A 15,540-nucleotide genomic window follows, 5' to 3' on the forward strand; every position below is an offset into this window, starting at 1 on the left:
ACCATGTCTGCAGCCCTGTTGCGGCACGAGAAAACCTACTTCACATGATCATTTAGGGCCGTCGTGGAGAGGTAGAGGCGGCGGACGACGTCCTCGATGTCGGGTTCCTCGATGCTGAGGTCGCGCACGCTCGCACGTTCCCCGACGGCGGCCAGAACGGCGGCCGCTGTGGTCCGTTCAGGCGAGAACGACAGCCGCTGACGCAGTCCGTCGGCCTCGACCCCGACCAGCTCGGCCTCCGGGATGCCGGAGAGCGGCGGCGACGGCTCTACCAGGTCGAGCACGATCACCCGTTCAGCGCCGACGCGTCCGACCAGCCCAGGCAGGTTCCCGTCATACACCATCCGGCCATGATCGACGACGATGACCCGCTCCGTCAGGCGCTGGACGTCGTCCATGTCGTGGGTCGTCAACAGTAGGCTCGTCCCATGCAGCTCACGCTGCTCGGTGAGGAAGAGCCGTAACCGCTCCTTGCTGAGCACGTCCAGACCGATCGTCGGCTCATCCAGGATCAGCAACGACGGCGAGTGCAGCAGCGCTGCCGCGATTTCGCCCCGGATGCGCTGGCCGAGAGACAGCTGCCGGACCGGTGTGTGTACGAACGCCGCGAGGTCCAGTCGGTCGATGAGCTCGTCGCGGCGTTTCACCCACACGTTCTCCGGCAGCCGGTGGATCGCCGCTAGCGTCCGGAACGATTCTCGCAGCGGCAGGTCCCACCACAGCTGCGTCCGTTGGCCGAACACCACCCCGATCCGCCGGGCCAGTGTCCGCCGCTGACGGATCGGCTCCAGCCCGCACGTCCGGACGGTGCCGGATGAGGGCACCAGGATGCCGGTGAGCATCTTGATGGTGGTCGACTTGCCGGCACCGTTGGCGCCGATATATCCGATGGCCGCGCCGGCGGGCATGCTGAACGTCAGCCCGTCCACGGCGTGCACGCTGCGCTTGGTCCGGCGCACTCGTCCGGAGGGTGAGCGGACGGTGAACTCGCGACGCAGGTCGCGGACGTCGATGATGGATTCACTCATGAGCGAGTCGCACTCCAATGATGTCGTCGGCTGTCATGAACCGGTCCCGGTGTAGTGGCGGACGCCGGCGCGCCAGCTGAGCAGCGCGACGCCCCAGATCGCCGTCGCCATCAGCGGACCACACCAGCCCAGCCACGCCGGAAGCCCCGGCGGGCCGGGGATATCCAGCAGCGCGAGCGTGGGTAGGTAAGCGACGAAGGCCGCCGGTACGACGAATGCGAAGAGCACCCGCACCGGAAGCGCGAAAATGCTGGCCGGGTACTGCGACGCGTAGGCACCGCCGTAGGTGAACGAGTTGGCGAACTCGGATCCTTCCACCAACCAGAACTGCAGTGCCGCCGCGCATACGAACAGGGCGGCGAAGATCGCCGCGCCCGCGGCCGTCGCCACCACCAGCAGGAGCACTTTCGCCGGCGACCACGCGATGTCGTTCAGGGGCAGCGCGACCGCCAGCACCGCGACGCCGAGCGCGGTGCGGCCGAGCCGCCGGAGCGAGATATCGCTGGTGATGAGCTGCGCGAGAACCGGAAGCGGGCGGAGCAGGAACGCGTCCAGGGTTCCCATGCGCAGATAGATCGGGATCCGGTCGACGTGCCCCACCACCAGGTCGGCCAGGCTGAACGCGATGTTCGCGATCGCGAAGAGTAACGCCGCCGCAGCGAAGTCCAGCTCGCCCAGGAACTCCACGTTGGCGAAGATCACATACACCTCGGTGAACTCCAGCACGCCGATGGCGACGCTTCCGAGCAGCTCCATGACGAACGAACGCCGGTACGCCGTCTGTGACCGGATCTGCGAGCCGAGTAGCACCCGATACGGGCGAAGGCGCTCAGCCACCCTGCACCACCAGCCTCCGCGCTCCGGCCCGGAAGAGCAGTTGCCCCGTGAGCAGCATTCCGGCCAGCCAGCCGCACTGGACGCCGATCACGCTCAGCGCCTCCGTTCCGGTCACATGACCCATGACGACGTCGATCGGCGTCTGAATCAACGACGGAAACGGGGTACACGACGCGACGGTCCACAGCCAGTCGGGGAACCAGTGCACCGGGATGATCATTCCACTCAAGACATTGGAGGCGACTAGGTAGAGCGTCGTCGCGCCACGCAGGTCGAGCAGCCAGAATGCGGCGAGGTTGAGCAGCCACCAGCCGGCGAACGACGCCATGACCGCCAGCGCGATGCTCACCGTCCCGAGGAGGTACGGCAGCGGAGACGACGGCAGTGCCAGTCCAGTCACCAGCGCACCGACCAGCAGCGGCGGGCCACCGCGCGGGATGAAGGTGTACGCAGCTCGGCCGAGGTCCGTGGCGAGAAAGGCGAATTGAGGGTCGATCGGGCGGGCGAGGTCGACGGCGACGTCGCCGGTGCGGATGCGCTCCGCGAGATCACGCCAGCCGAAGACGTTCACCGGGCCGATCAGGGCCTGCGCCAGCCAGGCATAGGTGGCGCCGGTGGCGGCGTCGTACCCGCCTACGGCACCCCCGGCCGCGCCGATCGCGCCGACCGTGATGTAGGCCTTGATCAGTCCGAAGACCGTGTTGGTGAAGGCCCCGGCGGCCATCGCCAAACGGTATGTCGACCATCGGCGAAACCCCATGGCGACGTACGCGGCGAACAGCCGCCATCGTTCGACGACGCGTCGAGCGGTGGCGGTGGTGCGGCGACGGAAGGAACGACGGGCGGAATCCGGGACATCGAGTGTGTGGTGCGCAGCGCACACGCGTAGCAAACCTCCTCGGGCTCGGCGGAAGATGATGCACATTCCGACGGCCCGAGTCGTGCGCCCGGTCCGGTCGCGATGGGGACGTGATACTACTGGCACGCGTCCTCTGCGTCAACCGGCCTGCCGGCTGCGGGGCCGGACATCTGGCGTCCGGGACGGCAGAGCGGGAGACTCATGGGTTCGACGAACACGTACGGCGAGCACGAGAGGGTTGGGTCGGTGGAGACGCCTGTAGTGGTCCGGACACGCGCGGGGCTGGCTGAAGCGCTTGCCGAGAGCGACGCTGAGAGCAGCGTCGTCATGACGATGGGCGCACTGCACGACGGGCATAGGGCGCTGATCCGTCGGGCGCGTGCGCTGGTCGGTGACGCGGGACAGGTGCTGGCGACGATCTTCGTGAATCCTCTGCAGTTCGCCGAGGGCGAGGACTTCGATCGGTATCCGCGGACGTTCGACAAAGATCTGGCGATCTGCACGGCCGAAGGAGTGGACGTGGTGTTCGCCCCGGAGCAGGCGGAGATCTATCCGGACGGTCCCGCGCGCGTCACCGTCGATCCGGGACCGCTCGGCCGTGAGCTGGAAGGAGCGGCCCGGCCCACGCATTTCGCCGGGGTGCTCACCGTCGTCGCGAAACTGCTCAACCTGACCGTGCCCACCTACGCGGTCTTCGGAGAGAAGGACTATCAGCAGTTGGCGCTGATCCGGCGGATGGTGCACGACCTGGACATGCCGTACGAGATCGTCGGCGAGCCCACCGTCCGGGAACCGAGTGGTCTGGCCCTCTCCAGCCGGAACCGTTATCTCTCGGCCGACGAGCGGCAGATCGCCGCCGCGTTGTCCACTGCCCTCGCTGAGGGCGTCGCCGCGGGCCCGCGCGGCCGAGACGCCGTCCTCGGCGCGGCCGGCGCCATCCTGGATCAGCATCCGGAACTGGACGTCGACTACCTGGAATTGCGCACGCCCGACCTGTCGGCGGAGCCGGTCCATGGAGAGGCACGGCTACTGGTCGCCGCACGGATCGGGTCCGCGCGACTGCTCGATAATATGGCTGTACAGCTGATCGAGCCGACTGGGTGACGCGAGCCATAGGCCGTAGGCTTTTCCATCGTGACTGAACTCCGATTACCGCGCCGGCTGCTGACCGAGCCGCCCGGGTGGGCCGAGTATGCGGACGTGGTGGTGGTCGGGAGTGGCATAGCCGGTCTCACCACCGCATTGGAAGCGCGTAAAGCGGGCCGGGTGCTGCTGGTGACCAAGACCAGGCTGTCCGCTGGATCGACGGCGTGGGCGCAGGGCGGTATCGCCGCCGCGCTGGGCCCGGAGGACAGTCCTGAACAGCATCTGCGTGACACGCTGCTCGCCGGTGGCGGCCTCTGCGACGAGGACGCCGTGCGCATGCTGGTCACCGAAGGCCCGTCGCGGGTACGCGAGCTTGCGGCACTCGGCACGGAATTCGAGCGCGCCGACGACGGCACGATCGCCTTGACCCGGGAGGGCGGCCACCGACGTGATCGGATTGCGCACGCCGGCGGTGACGCCACCGGCAGGGAGATCTCCCGTGCTCTGATCGAGGCACTCCGGGCGGTCCAGGAGGACCCGGGGATCGAGGTGATCGAACACGCCCTCGTCACCGATGTGCTGACCGACGCGGCCGGACGTGCTTGCGGGGTGACCCTGCACGTCATCGGAGAAGGTCGGATCGACGGTGTCGGAGCCGCGCTGGGGCGTGCGGTCGTACTGGCCACTGGAGGGTTCGGGCAGGTCTACGCGTCCACAACCAATCCAGCGGTGTCGACCGGGGACGGATTGGCGGTGGCGCTGCGTGCGGGCGCCCAGATCGTCGACGTGGAGTTCGTGCAGTTCCACCCCACGGTGCTGTGGCTCGGCCGCACCGCCAAGGGGCAACAGCCGCTGATCTCCGAGGCGGTCCGTGGCGAAGGCGCGCACCTGAGGGATGTCGAAGGCAGGCGTTTCATGCTCGACCGGCACGAGCTTGCCGAGCTGGCGCCGCGCGACGTCGTCGCCAAGGGTGTGGTGACCGCCATGGCCGAGACCGGTGCGGACCATGTCTGGCTTGACGCTCGGCACCTGGGCGGTGAATTCCTGGCTGAGCGGTTCCCCACCATCGTGGCGCGGTGCCGCTCGTTCGGTATCGATCCGGCCACCGACCTGGTGCCTGTCGCACCGGCTCAGCACTACGCGAGCGGTGGCGTCCGGACGGACCAGCGGGGCCGGACCACGGTGCCGGGGCTCTACGCCTGTGGGGAGGTGTCCTGGACCGGCGTCCACGGCGCGAACCGGTTGGCGTCCAATTCACTGCTCGAGGGACTGGTCTGGGGGCACCGGATCGCGATCGACCTAGCGGAGAGCCTGGTGGACGTCCCTGGGCCGGAGCCGGTGGAGCGGGACGGTGAATCAGGCCTGCTCGATGCCGAGGCGCTGCCCTTCATCCAGTCCGCCATGACCGCGGGTGCGGGCGTGCTGAGGTCGGCGTGGTCTTTGGGGACGTTGCGTGCCCGCCTGGATCAGCTGGGTCGGGAACGGAGTAGTACGGTTCCCACGCCTGGCGCGTGGGAAGCCACCAACGTGCACACGGTGGCCGCTACCCTCGAACGTCATGCGACATTGCGCGAGGAGACCCGGGGTGGCCACTGGCGGGAGGACTTCCCGGTGCGCGACGATGATCGCTGGCGAGGTCATCTCGTCAGCACCGTGGACCCCGACGGGGTCGTGGAAACGAAATTTCAGCCGATGAGGGAGACGCAATGAGTCTGGCCGAGCCGGTAGCGAGCGCGTTGCGCGACGCGGGCCTCGACCCGCTCTATGTCGAGGACCTGGTACGGGCGACGCTGGAAGAGGATCTGGCGGGCGGTACCGATGTGACCACCGAAGCGACGATTCCGCCGCAGCAATGGGTACAGGCCACCTTGACCGCGCGCGAGGCGGGGATCGTGGCCGGGATCCCGGTGATGGAGGCGGCCTTCGTCGCAGTGGGAGAAGGCGTGCGCTGTGAACGACGTGTCGCCGACGGCAGCTGGGTGGAGCCGGGAACGCCGGTGCTGAGCGTGTCGGGTCCGGGTCGCGAGGTTCTGCTCGCCGAGCGGACCGCGCTCAACCTCGGATCGCACCTGTCCGGGATCGCTACGGCCACCAGTTACTGGGCCGAGGCGTTGAAGGGGACCCGCGCCGTCGTTCGGGACACCCGTAAGACCACGCCGCTGCTGCGTCCCCTGGAGAAGTATGCGGTCCGCGTCGGAGGCGGAGAAAACCACCGTTCGTCATTGTCTGAAGCCGCGTTGATCAAGGATAATCATGTGGCCGCAGCCGGTGGGATCACGGCTGCTTTCCAGGCAGTACGGCGGAACGCGCCGGATCTGCCGGTCGAGGTGGAGGTCGACGACGTGCGCGGTGCTGTGGAGGCGGTCGAGGCCGGGGCTGAGCTTGTCCTGTTGGACAACTTCCCGGTCGAGGAGGTGCGGCAGGCCGTGATGGCTGTCCAGGGTCGCGCGCGGCTTGAAGTCAGCGGCGGACTGACCCTCGACGACGCGCGGGCATACGCGGAGACCGGCGTCGACTATCTGTCGGTGGGTGCCTTGACGCACTCGGTCACGGCACTCGATCTCGGCTTGGACATTCTCGGGACGGAGAATTCGGGCGGCGGCGAGTACGATTCGCATGCCTTGATGGGCCAGCGTCGCAATGGTGCACGTATGGAAGAGGTCGAGACCACCGAGAATCCAGTGATCGGATAGGGGTCCGCGCATGCTGTTGGCCATCGACGTCGGCAACACCGAAACTGTGATCGGGCTGCTCGACGGCCAGGAGGTGGTACACCACTGGCGAGTGTCCACCGTCGGAAACCGGACGGCGGACGAGATGATGGCCCTGATGCGCGGCCTGTTCTCCGGAGGGTACGACGAAAGCGTGCACGGCATCGCGGTCTGCTCGACCGTGCCCGCCGTACTTCGGATGATGCGGACGCTGGTGCGGCGCTACTATGCCGGCACCCGGGCGGTGTTGGTGGAACCAGGCGTGCGCACCGGGGTGCCGGTGTTGACCGACAACCCACGCGAGGTGGGAACCGACCGTGTGGTCAATGCCCTCGCCGCGATCCGGAGGTTCGGCGGGCCGTGCATCATCGTCGACTTCGGCACGGCGACCATCTTCGATGCCGTGTCCGCGCGCGGAGAATACCTGGGCAATGCGATCGCCCCCGGCATCGAGGTGTCGCTGGATGCGCTCGGGCACGCCGGAGCGCAGCTGCGGAGTGTGGAGCTACTGCGGCCTCGCTCCGTCATCGCGAAGAACACTGTCGAGGCTCTGCAGTCCGGGGCCCTGTACGGGTTCGGGGGTCAGGTCGACGGAATCGTCACCCGGATGGCCGCCGAGCTGGGTGTCCCGCTCAGCGATCTACAGGTCATCGCGACGGGCGGGCTGGCGCCACTGGTGATCGACGAGTCGGCCACCATCAACCGGCACGAGCCATGGCTGACGCTGATCGGCCTCAGCCTCGTCTACGAACGCAACGCCGCCGGCTAAATGATCATGTGAAGTGGGTTTTCTCGTGCACTACCATGCCTGCAGACCTGTTGAGGCACGAGAAAACCCACTTCACATGATCATTTAGGGTGTGCGGCCGAGGATGGTGTTGAGGTCGCCGACGGTGCCCAGGTGGTGCAGCTTGTCCGGGTTCATCTGGTTATGCAGCGCGCGGATACGGCCGTCGGCGATCTCCATGGTCATCACCGCGAGGAGCGCTCCGTCCGACGCGTGGACTCGCCACGCGGGCATCCCGTTCGCCGAATCGGTGTCGATCCGCATGGCCGTGCGCCGAGCTTGTTTGAGCAGGCCACCCAGGAAACGCGCGACCTGTATCGGCCCGCGGACCGGCTGTGCCAGCGCCGGGACCTTGCCGCCGCCGTCTCCGACGAATACGACGTCATCGGCGAGCAGCCGGGTCAGCGCATCCATGTCCCCGTCCTGTGCCGCCGCCAGAAACCCCCGGGACAGTTCGGCCTGACGGGACAGGTCCGGATCGAATCGGGGCCGTCGCTCATCGATGGCGCGCCGCGCTCGGGTGAGGATCTGCCGACAGTTCGCCGGGGACTTCTCGACGATCTCGGCGATATCGGCATACTCGTACCCGAACGCCTCGCGCAGCACGAACACGGCCCGTTCCAGCGGTGAAAGCGATTCCAGCAAGACCAGGAACGCCGTGGACACCGTTTCGTCAGCCTCGAGGCGGTGGGCGGGGTCGGCGTCGTCCGAGATCATCAATGGCTCCGGAAGCCATTGGCCGACGTACTGTTCGCGCCGGACCCGAGCCGATCTGAGCGCATCGATGGCGAGCCGGGTGGTGACCGTGGTGGCGAACGCGTCCGGTGAGTCGACGGCGACGCCGTCCAGCTCGCTCTTGTGCATCCGCAGAAATGCCTCCTGGACCACATCTTCGGCCTCGGCGACGCTGCCCAGCATCCGGTAGGCGATGGAGAACATCAGCGGCCGGAGTGTGTCGTACTGCAATGCGCTCATTCCTCAGATACAAGCACGTCGTAGTGCGACGTGTCGGCCCGGTGCGTCTCCCACACCAGAGAGGAGCTGTCACAGATACGTGTGCTGCTTCGTCGGACGGGTCGAGAGAAGGGAGTCAGCATGAAGATCTTTCTAGCCGGAGCCACCGGCGTCATCGGACGGCACATGGTTCCGGGCCTGGTCAAGGCGGGACACGAGGTGGCCGGGACCACACGCGACGCCTCCAAGGCGGGGCAGCTGCGCGCAGCCGGGGCGGAACCCGTCGTACTCGACGCCCTCGACCGGAACGCCGTGCTGTCCGCCGTCCGTCAACACCGCCCCGACGTCGTCATCCACCAGCTGACAGCGATCGGCGGCACGGACCTGAAGCGATTCGACGAGGGCTTCGCGGTCACCAACGAGCTGCGGACCCGCGGGCTCGACTACTTGTTGGAGGCGGCGCAGGACGTCGACGCCGGGCGGTTCATCGCGCAGAGCTTTACCGGCTGGACGAATCCGCGCACCGGCGCCTCGGTCAAGGACGAGAACGATCCGCTCGATGACCGCCCGGCCCGTGGCTCAGTCGAGTCGCTGAAGGCCATCAGGCACACCGAGGAGGCGGTGACCGCGGCTACCGGTACCGAGGGTCTGGTCCTGCGATATGGGTTCCTGTACGGTCCGGGCACCGCTCTGGGGCCGAGCGGCGACATGTATCAAGCTTTGGCCGCTCGCAAGCTGCCGATCGTCGGCGGCGGTACGGGCATCTTCTCCTTCGTCCACGTCGCCGACGCGGCGGCCGCGGCGGTTGTCGCCGTCGACCGCGGCGACCCCGGTGTTTACAACATCGTGGACGACGAGCCCGTCCAGGTCGCCGAATGGTTGCCGCATCTGGCGAGGACGATCGGCGCCAAGCCCCCGCGCCGCGTGCCGGCGTGGCTGGCGAAGCCGATGATCGGAGAGTTCGGTGTGGCGATGATGACGGCCATGCGCGGATCGTCGAATGCCAAGGCGCGTCGCGAGCTGGGATGGGAGCCGGCGTATCCGTCGTGGCGGGAGGGATTTCCGGCGATGGTTCGATGACGAGCGGCCGCCGGGGCTCACCCTGGCGGCCGGATCGACACCTGCGTGCGGCCGGCGGCCAGGTGTCAGCTGAGCGGCGGGCTGGGCTCGAAGAACGTCCACCCCGCTGCTTCGACCGCCCGGTGCGCCGGTCCGGTCATGGAGGCGAACGAGACGGTGAAGCCTGCTTCCCGGCCGCGTTCGGTGAGTTCGCGGAGGAATTCGACGCCGGCGTCGCCGAGTGCGGTGACTCGGTGCATGTCCACGATCGCGTGCTGCAGGCCGCCGATGCGTTCAAGTGTCGCGACTCGGTCAACGGCTTCGTGTAACCGGGCGGAGATGCTCTCGTCGATGTCCCCGGACAGGAAGACGACGATCTCGCGTCCGCCCCGGTCGACGACGTCCACAGCGCTCATCGACCTCACCTCCTGCTTCAAGGTTGACACGCGAACCGGGCGACGACAATACGCATGGCGATCGTGGACGATTCGGTGGTTGGCGGCGACGGTCGACGTTGGGACGTTCGGGCGACCGACCGCGCGGAATCCATACCACCGCGCCCGATAGGGTGGGTAGTTATGACCGAACAGCAGCCAACACCGATTGACGACGACCTTCCGGAGCAGATGCGGATCCGCCGTCACAAGCGGGAGGAACTGCTGGAAAGTGATACGCCGCCGTATCCTCGAGGATTCTCGCGTACGCACACGCTCGATGAAGTCCGCGCGACATATCCGGATCTTGAGCCTGGTACGGAGACCGGTGATCGTGTCGCCGTCGCCGGCCGGGTGATCTTCCTCCGCAATACCGGGAAGTTGTGTTTTGCCCGAATCCGTGAGGGCAGCGGCAGCGAACTGCAGATCATGTTGTCACTCGATCGGGTCGGCGAGGCCAGGCTCCAGGATTGGAAGCATGTCGTCGATATCGGTGACCTGATCGGTGTGGCAGGCGACGTAGTCTCGAGCAAGCGTGGCGAGCTGTCTGTTGCCGCCCAGACGTGGGTCATCGTGTCGAAGGCATTGCGTCCGCTGCCGGTCGCGCATAAGGCGCTGAACGAAGAGACGCGTATCCGGCAGCGTTATGTCGACCTGATCGTCAACCCCGAAGCCCGGGATATGGTTCGCACGCGTGCCACCGTGGTCCGTTCGCTGCGCGAGACTCTGCATGATCACGGTTACCTGGAAGTGGAAACACCTGTTTTGCAGACGGTGCACGGCGGTGCCGCGGCGCGACCGTTTGAGACTCATTTGAATGCATTCGACTTGTCGATGACGCTACGCATCGCGCTGGAACTTTATTTGAAGAGGGCGATCGTCGGCGGCGTGGACAAGGTCTACGAGATCGGCCGGATTTTCCGCAACGAAGGTGTGGACTCCACGCACAGTCCGGAGTTCACGATGCTCGAAGCCTACGAGGCCTACGGCGACTATGACACGATGGCCGCCCTGACGCGTGAACTCGTTCTTGGCGCCGCACGTTCCGTCGGTCGCACCGTGGTTTCGGATGGCAAGGGTGCGGAGATCGATTTGGAGGCGCCGTGGGTGCGTGTCACCCTTCACGAGGCGGTGGCCAATGTCGTGGGTGAGGACGTCACAATTGACACGTCAACTCAACGTCTGCGGGAATTGGCCGCCAAGCACGACGTGGAGGTTCAGCCGGGCTGGGGTCACGGGGAGATCGTTCTCGAGCTCTTTGAGAAACTGGTGGAGCACACCATCACCACGCCGACTTTTGTCTGTGATTACCCGGAATCCGTCCGGCCGCTCGCACGGCCACATCGAGACGACCCCAGGCTCGTGGAGGCGTGGGATCTGATCATTGCCGGCGTTGAGCTCGCGCCGGCCTATTCCGAGTTGGTCGATCCGGTCGTGCAACGTGCGCGTTTGGAAGCGCAGTCTTTGCTCGCGGCCGCGGGCGATCCGGAAGCGATGCAGGTGGACGAGGACTTCCTTCGGGCGCTGGAATACGGTATGCCGCCCACCGGTGGTATGGGGCTGGGCGTCGACCGCCTGGTGATGCTGTTGACCGGAGCAGGAATCCGGGAGACGATCCTGTTCCCGCTGGTGAAGCCCGAGTGAGCGACGGTCCGGCGCCCGCACAAGGGACACGGGGCGATTCTCCTGCGGGCGACGGTCGGTTCGCGGTTCGCCGGGCGCGTACCGCAGACGTTCGTGCCATCCGGCAGCTGCTCGACGACTACGCGCGTCAGCGAATCCTGTTGTCCAAGGAAACGGTGACCCTGTACGAAGATGTGCAGGAATTCTGGGTGGCGGACGCTGCCGGCGATACTCACGGTTCTGTCGAACCGCAGGTAATCGGCTGCGGGGCACTCCATGTCATGTGGGAAGATCTGGCCGAGGTCCGCACCCTGGCCGTCGCGGAGGATTGGCGCGGCCACGGCGTCGGCCACGCAATCCTTTCCCGGCTTCTCCATGTGGCGTCCGAACTAGGCGTCACGAGGGTGTTCTGTCTCACGTTTGAAGTCGATTTCTTTGCGCGGCACGGTTTCGAGCGCGTCGATGGTGCGCCGGTTCCGCCGGACGTGTATGCGCAGTTGCTTCGCTCGTACGACGAAGGAATCGCCGAGTTCCTTGACTTGGATCGAGTCAAACCCAATACTCTGGGTAACGTTCGGATGCTCCGACGTATTGGTGGATGATCAGCTGTCGTCTTCGATCTGTCGCCGCGCCGGCATGTTCTTGCCGATTGCGAAATTGCCCGGCGTGACGTATTAATGGAGACTTAGACTGTATCCAACAGTTCGCATACTAACGAAGGGGTTCTAAGATGGCGCAGAAGGTTCAGGTCATTCTCCTGGACGACCTTGATGGCGGCGAGGCGGAGGAGACCGTGAGCTTCGGCCTTGACGGCACCAACTACGAGATCGATCTGTCGAAGAAGAACGCAGCCAAGCTCCGTGATGCGATTTCGCCTTTTATCGCTTCGGCTCGCAAGGCCGGCGGCAGTAGGCGGTCGCGCGGCGGTCGTGGGGGGCGTTCGTCGGGTGGCCGTAGTAGCGCCGATACCGCCGCTGTCCGGGAATGGGCGCGGGAACAGGGGCTGAAGGTCTCCGACCGTGGCCGGATCCCGGCGGACATTCTGGAGAAGTACGAAGCCAGCCGCTGACGGATGAGGAGGTGCCACCCGGAACGGTGACACCTCCACACGTCGGCCGTTTTACGCTTGGGCGAGTTGCTGGCGCTGCTTGCCCAGCCCGTCGATTTCCAGTTCGACCACATCGCCTGCTCGCAGATAAGGCTGGCCCGCCATTCCCATGGCCACGCCAGCGGGGGTACCCGTGTTGATCACGTCTCCGGGCTCCAGCACCATGAACTGGCTCAGGTACCAGACGATGTGTCCGATTCCGAAGATGAGGTTCTCGGTGTTGCCGTCCTGCCGCAATTGACCGTTGACCCACAACCGCAGTCGGAGCTTTCCGGCATCGGGGACCTCATCTGCAGGGACCAGCCATGGCCCGATCGGGTTGAATGTCTCGCAGGATTTTCCTTTGTCCCAGGTGCCGCCGCGTTCGAGCTGGAATTCCCGCTCCGAGACGTCGTGCGAGACGACGTATCCCGCAATGATCTCGGCCGCGGCTTCCGGTGATTCGAGATAACGGCCGGTCTGGCCCACGACGACACCCAACTCGACCTCCCAGTCGGTCTTGGTGCTACCACGTGGGATGAGAACCTCATCGTTCGGCCCGACCACCGTGTTCGGAGCCTTCATGAAAATCACCGGCTCGGTGGGGACATCGAGTCCGCTCTCGGCTGCGTGGTCGCTATAGTTCAGGCCGACGCAGACGACCTTTCCCGGCCGGGCGATCGGCGCCCCGATCCGCACGCCCTCGGTATCCACGACAGGCAGCGAGTCGGACTCCACACCAGCCCGAGCGCGTGCGATGCCATTCTGCGCGAGGAACGTGCCGTCGATGTCGGGCGTGATCGATGACAGGTCGAATATCGAGCCGTCGTCGGTGCGGACGGCCGGCCGCTCGTGGCCGAGTTCACCGAGGCGCAACAGTTGCATGCTCATCTCCCGAGATTCGCGATTGTGGTCGGACGATTTTCCCAGTTTCGTCTGTGCGCGTGTGCGCTGCGGTCACGTGCCGAGACGTTCGAGCCCCGCTACGGCAGCCGCACGTGCGCCGGCTGCAGTTCGTCGACGGTGCGCGTCCCGAGTAGCTGCATTGTGCGGCGGATCTCGGTGCTCAGGATCTCGATGGCGCGTGCGACGCCGCGCTCGCCACCGGCCATGAGCCCGTACAGATAGGCCCGGCCGACCAGGCACGCATCGGCGCCGAGCGCCGTGGCGGCCACGATGTCGGCGCCGTTGGTGATGCCGGTGTCGACGTAGACCTCGGTGTGGTCGCCGACCGCGGCCTTCACATCGGGCAGCAGCCGCAATGGAACAGGCGCGCGGTCGAGCTGGCGGCCGCCGTGGTTGGACAGCACGATGGCATCGGCTCCGGCGTCTACGATGCGCTGCGCGTCGGCGACGGTCTGGATTCCTTTGACGATGAGCGGACCATGCCAGATGGAGCGCAGCCATTCCAGGTCGGCGACGGTCATGGTGGGATCGAACAGCGCGTTGATCAGCTCGGCGACCGTTCCCTCCCAGGCGTTCAGGGACGCGAAGGTCAGTGGTTCCGTGGTCAGCAGGTTGATCCACCATGCGGGGTGCATGGCGGCGTCCAGCACCGTCTTGGCGGTGAGCGTCGGCGGAATCGTGAAGCCGTTGCGCACATCGCGCAGCCGTGCGCCGGCGACGGGGACGTCCACCGTGAGCACGAGCGCTTCGTAGCCTGCGGCCTCGGCCCGCTTGACGAGGTCTTCGCCGGCGGCGCGATCATTCCAGACGTAGAGCTGGAACCACTTGCGAGCCTCCGGTGCCGCGGCGGCGACATCCTCGATCGATGTCGTCCCCATGGTGGACAGCGCGTACGGGATCCCGAAACGTTGGGCGACCCGCACCACCGCACGCTCGCCCTCGTGATTCATCATTCGGGTGAAACCGGTCGGCGCGAACGCGAATGGCAACGCGCTGCTCTGGCCGAGCATGGTGGTACTGGTGTCGACGTCCGCGACGTTGCGCAGGACGGACGGTTCGAATTCGATGCCGTGAAAGAGCTGGCGGGCGCGACGGAGGCTGATCTCCGCCTCGGCGGCGCCGTCGGTGTAGTCGAACACCGAGCGCGGGGTGCGACGCTTGGCGATGCGTCGGAGATCACCGATGGTGAGTGCCTTCTCCAGCCGTCGGTCGGTCGGGCTCAGCGTGATCGGCTTCGGGCGCAGGAGCGGCTTGAGTTCGTTCCATTTCGGAATCTGGCGCTGCGTCATCGTCGGTCTCCAGCGGTCGGCGTCCGGCGGTGCGCGAGTGCGCCGCCTGTGGTCCTACCACAGACTAGTGGCTGTGGTTGGACCACACAAAGTACGGTGACCCTGTGAAGGCCTACGAGCTGGTGCTGCAGCGGATAGAAGCGGAGATCTCGGAGGGGCGGCTGCGGATCGGCGACCGGCTGCCGGGGGAACGCGCGCTTGCCGAACGCTTCGGAGTCAGTCGCACCTCAGTACGGGAAGCGATCCGCGTGCTCGAGGTGATGGGCGCCATCCGTACGGCTGCCGGCTCCGGGCCGGACGCCGGCGCGATCATCGTCGCCGAACCACGATCGCCGTTGACCTCTGCCTTGCGTCTGCATCTCGCCACCAGCCACTTGCCGATCGCGGACATCGTGCAGACCCGCGTACTGTTGGAGTCCTGGGCGGTGCGGGAAGCGAGCGGAAAAGCCGGTGCGGCGGAATTGGCCGGCGCCGAAAGACTGCTCGACGCGATGGACGATCCTGGTCTCGCCCCGGAGCAGTTCCATCTTCTGGACGCGGAGTTCCATGTATCCCTGTCCGCGCTGGCGGGAAACGTGCTCGTGTCGACCGTCATGGCCTCGCTCCGGGATGCGATCCATGGCTACGTGATGGCTGTGGTGCCAGAATTGCCGGATTGGGAGACGACCGCCGCCGGCCTGCGGCGCGAGCATCACGCCGTGCTGCGGGCCGTCCGCGATGGCGATGGCGACGCCGCGGCGTCGTTGGTGGCCGCGCATATCGAGGACTTCTATCGGACCGCTCGGCTGTGATAGGGGCGCTTCTGGGGGTTAAGCCCAGCGACGAAGAATGGTACGCTCCAACGAAACGCATCCTGAATCGTTTCATGCGTCGGCTCCCT

16 protein-coding genes are annotated in these 15,540 nt (G+C 66.3%); 9 read left to right on the plus strand and 7 right to left on the minus strand.

Going from position 1 to position 15,540, the window contains the following annotated elements:
• Positions 1 to 35 precede the first annotated feature (35 nt).
• The 3 genes from G1H10_RS01550 to G1H10_RS01560 are packed head-to-tail and all read right to left on the minus strand — an operon-like array spanning position 36 to position 2,625.
• A complete protein-coding gene (locus G1H10_RS01550) occupies positions 36 to 1,028 on the minus strand; it encodes an ABC transporter ATP-binding protein (RefSeq protein ID WP_163731632.1) in 993 nt (330 codons plus the stop codon).
• 33 nt (positions 1,029 to 1,061) lie between these two features.
• Entirely contained in the window at positions 1,062 to 1,865 is an 804-nt protein-coding gene (locus G1H10_RS01555) for an ABC transporter permease (protein WP_163731635.1), read from the minus strand.
• On the minus strand, positions 1,858 to 2,625 hold the full coding sequence (locus tag G1H10_RS01560; protein ID WP_163732083.1) for an ABC transporter permease: 768 nt from the start codon (positions 2,623 to 2,625) through the stop codon (positions 1,858 to 1,860). The genes G1H10_RS01555 and G1H10_RS01560 overlap by 8 nt, the downstream gene beginning before the upstream one ends.
• A gap of 300 nt (positions 2,626 to 2,925) precedes the next feature.
• Here G1H10_RS01560 and panC point away from each other — a divergent pair, with 300 nt between their 5' ends.
• The 4 genes from panC to G1H10_RS01580 are packed head-to-tail and all read left to right on the plus strand — an operon-like array spanning position 2,926 to position 7,290.
• Positions 2,926 to 3,828, plus strand: a complete 903-nt coding sequence (gene panC / locus G1H10_RS01565) for a pantoate--beta-alanine ligase (protein WP_163731638.1) — start codon at positions 2,926 to 2,928, stop codon at positions 3,826 to 3,828.
• Positions 3,829 to 3,858: 30 nt separating this feature from the next.
• On the plus strand, positions 3,859 to 5,520 hold the full coding sequence (locus G1H10_RS01570; RefSeq protein WP_216852779.1) for an L-aspartate oxidase: 1,662 nt from the start codon (positions 3,859 to 3,861) through the stop codon (positions 5,518 to 5,520).
• Positions 5,517 to 6,503 (plus strand): carboxylating nicotinate-nucleotide diphosphorylase, encoded by a 987-nt coding sequence (gene nadC, locus G1H10_RS01575; RefSeq protein WP_163731640.1) that lies wholly within the window; start codon positions 5,517 to 5,519, stop codon positions 6,501 to 6,503. The genes G1H10_RS01570 and nadC overlap by 4 nt, the downstream gene beginning before the upstream one ends.
• A gap of 10 nt (positions 6,504 to 6,513) precedes the next feature.
• Complete coding sequence (locus tag G1H10_RS01580; RefSeq protein ID WP_163731643.1) at positions 6,514 to 7,290, plus strand: type III pantothenate kinase; 777 nt, start codon at positions 6,514 to 6,516, stop codon at positions 7,288 to 7,290.
• Between the two features lie 84 nt (positions 7,291 to 7,374).
• Here the strand turns inward: G1H10_RS01580 and G1H10_RS01585 are convergent, their stop codons facing one another.
• Positions 7,375 to 8,283, minus strand: coding sequence for an RNA polymerase sigma-70 factor (locus G1H10_RS01585; RefSeq protein ID WP_163731646.1), 909 nt, complete (start codon positions 8,281 to 8,283; stop codon positions 7,375 to 7,377).
• A 120-nt stretch (positions 8,284 to 8,403) separates the two neighbouring features.
• Here G1H10_RS01585 and G1H10_RS01590 point away from each other — a divergent pair, with 120 nt between their 5' ends.
• Complete coding sequence (locus G1H10_RS01590) at positions 8,404 to 9,342, plus strand: NAD-dependent epimerase/dehydratase family protein (RefSeq protein WP_163731650.1); 939 nt, start codon at positions 8,404 to 8,406, stop codon at positions 9,340 to 9,342.
• A gap of 65 nt (positions 9,343 to 9,407) precedes the next feature.
• On the opposite strand, the gene G1H10_RS01595 is transcribed toward G1H10_RS01590, so the two are convergent.
• Positions 9,408 to 9,737, minus strand: a complete 330-nt coding sequence (locus G1H10_RS01595; RefSeq protein WP_163731653.1) for an STAS domain-containing protein — start codon at positions 9,735 to 9,737, stop codon at positions 9,408 to 9,410.
• 162 nt (positions 9,738 to 9,899) lie between these two features.
• Between G1H10_RS01595 and lysS the strand changes: the two genes are divergently transcribed.
• From lysS to G1H10_RS01610, 3 genes are all read left to right on the plus strand, one after another.
• Positions 9,900 to 11,399, plus strand: coding sequence for a lysine--tRNA ligase (lysS, locus tag G1H10_RS01600; RefSeq protein ID WP_163731656.1), 1,500 nt, complete (start codon positions 9,900 to 9,902; stop codon positions 11,397 to 11,399).
• On the plus strand, positions 11,396 to 11,980 hold the full coding sequence (locus G1H10_RS01605; RefSeq protein ID WP_163731658.1) for an amino-acid N-acetyltransferase: 585 nt from the start codon (positions 11,396 to 11,398) through the stop codon (positions 11,978 to 11,980). Before lysS ends, G1H10_RS01605 begins: the two co-directional genes overlap by 4 nt.
• Before the next feature lie 128 nt (positions 11,981 to 12,108).
• A complete protein-coding gene (locus tag G1H10_RS01610; protein WP_163731661.1) occupies positions 12,109 to 12,447 on the plus strand; it encodes a histone-like nucleoid-structuring protein Lsr2 in 339 nt (112 codons plus the stop codon).
• Between the two features lie 51 nt (positions 12,448 to 12,498).
• Here the strand turns inward: G1H10_RS01610 and G1H10_RS01615 are convergent, their stop codons facing one another.
• Both G1H10_RS01615 and G1H10_RS01620 read right to left on the minus strand, forming a co-directional pair.
• Complete coding sequence (locus G1H10_RS01615) at positions 12,499 to 13,350, minus strand: fumarylacetoacetate hydrolase family protein (RefSeq protein WP_163732089.1); 852 nt, start codon at positions 13,348 to 13,350, stop codon at positions 12,499 to 12,501.
• Positions 13,351 to 13,448: 98 nt separating this feature from the next.
• Positions 13,449 to 14,660 (minus strand): alpha-hydroxy acid oxidase, encoded by a 1,212-nt coding sequence (locus G1H10_RS01620; protein WP_163731663.1) that lies wholly within the window; start codon positions 14,658 to 14,660, stop codon positions 13,449 to 13,451.
• Positions 14,661 to 14,764: 104 nt separating this feature from the next.
• Between G1H10_RS01620 and G1H10_RS01625 the strand changes: the two genes are divergently transcribed.
• The gene (locus tag G1H10_RS01625; protein ID WP_216852780.1) at positions 14,765 to 15,451 is read left to right on the plus strand and encodes a FadR/GntR family transcriptional regulator; all 687 of its coding nucleotides are present in this window, start codon (positions 14,765 to 14,767) and stop codon (positions 15,449 to 15,451) included.
• Positions 15,452 to 15,540: the final 89 nt, after the last annotated feature.

Origin of the sequence: Phytoactinopolyspora halotolerans (assembly GCF_010550675.1) — a bacterium.
GTDB classification, from domain to species: domain Bacteria; phylum Actinomycetota; class Actinomycetes; order Jiangellales; family Jiangellaceae; genus Phytoactinopolyspora; species Phytoactinopolyspora halotolerans.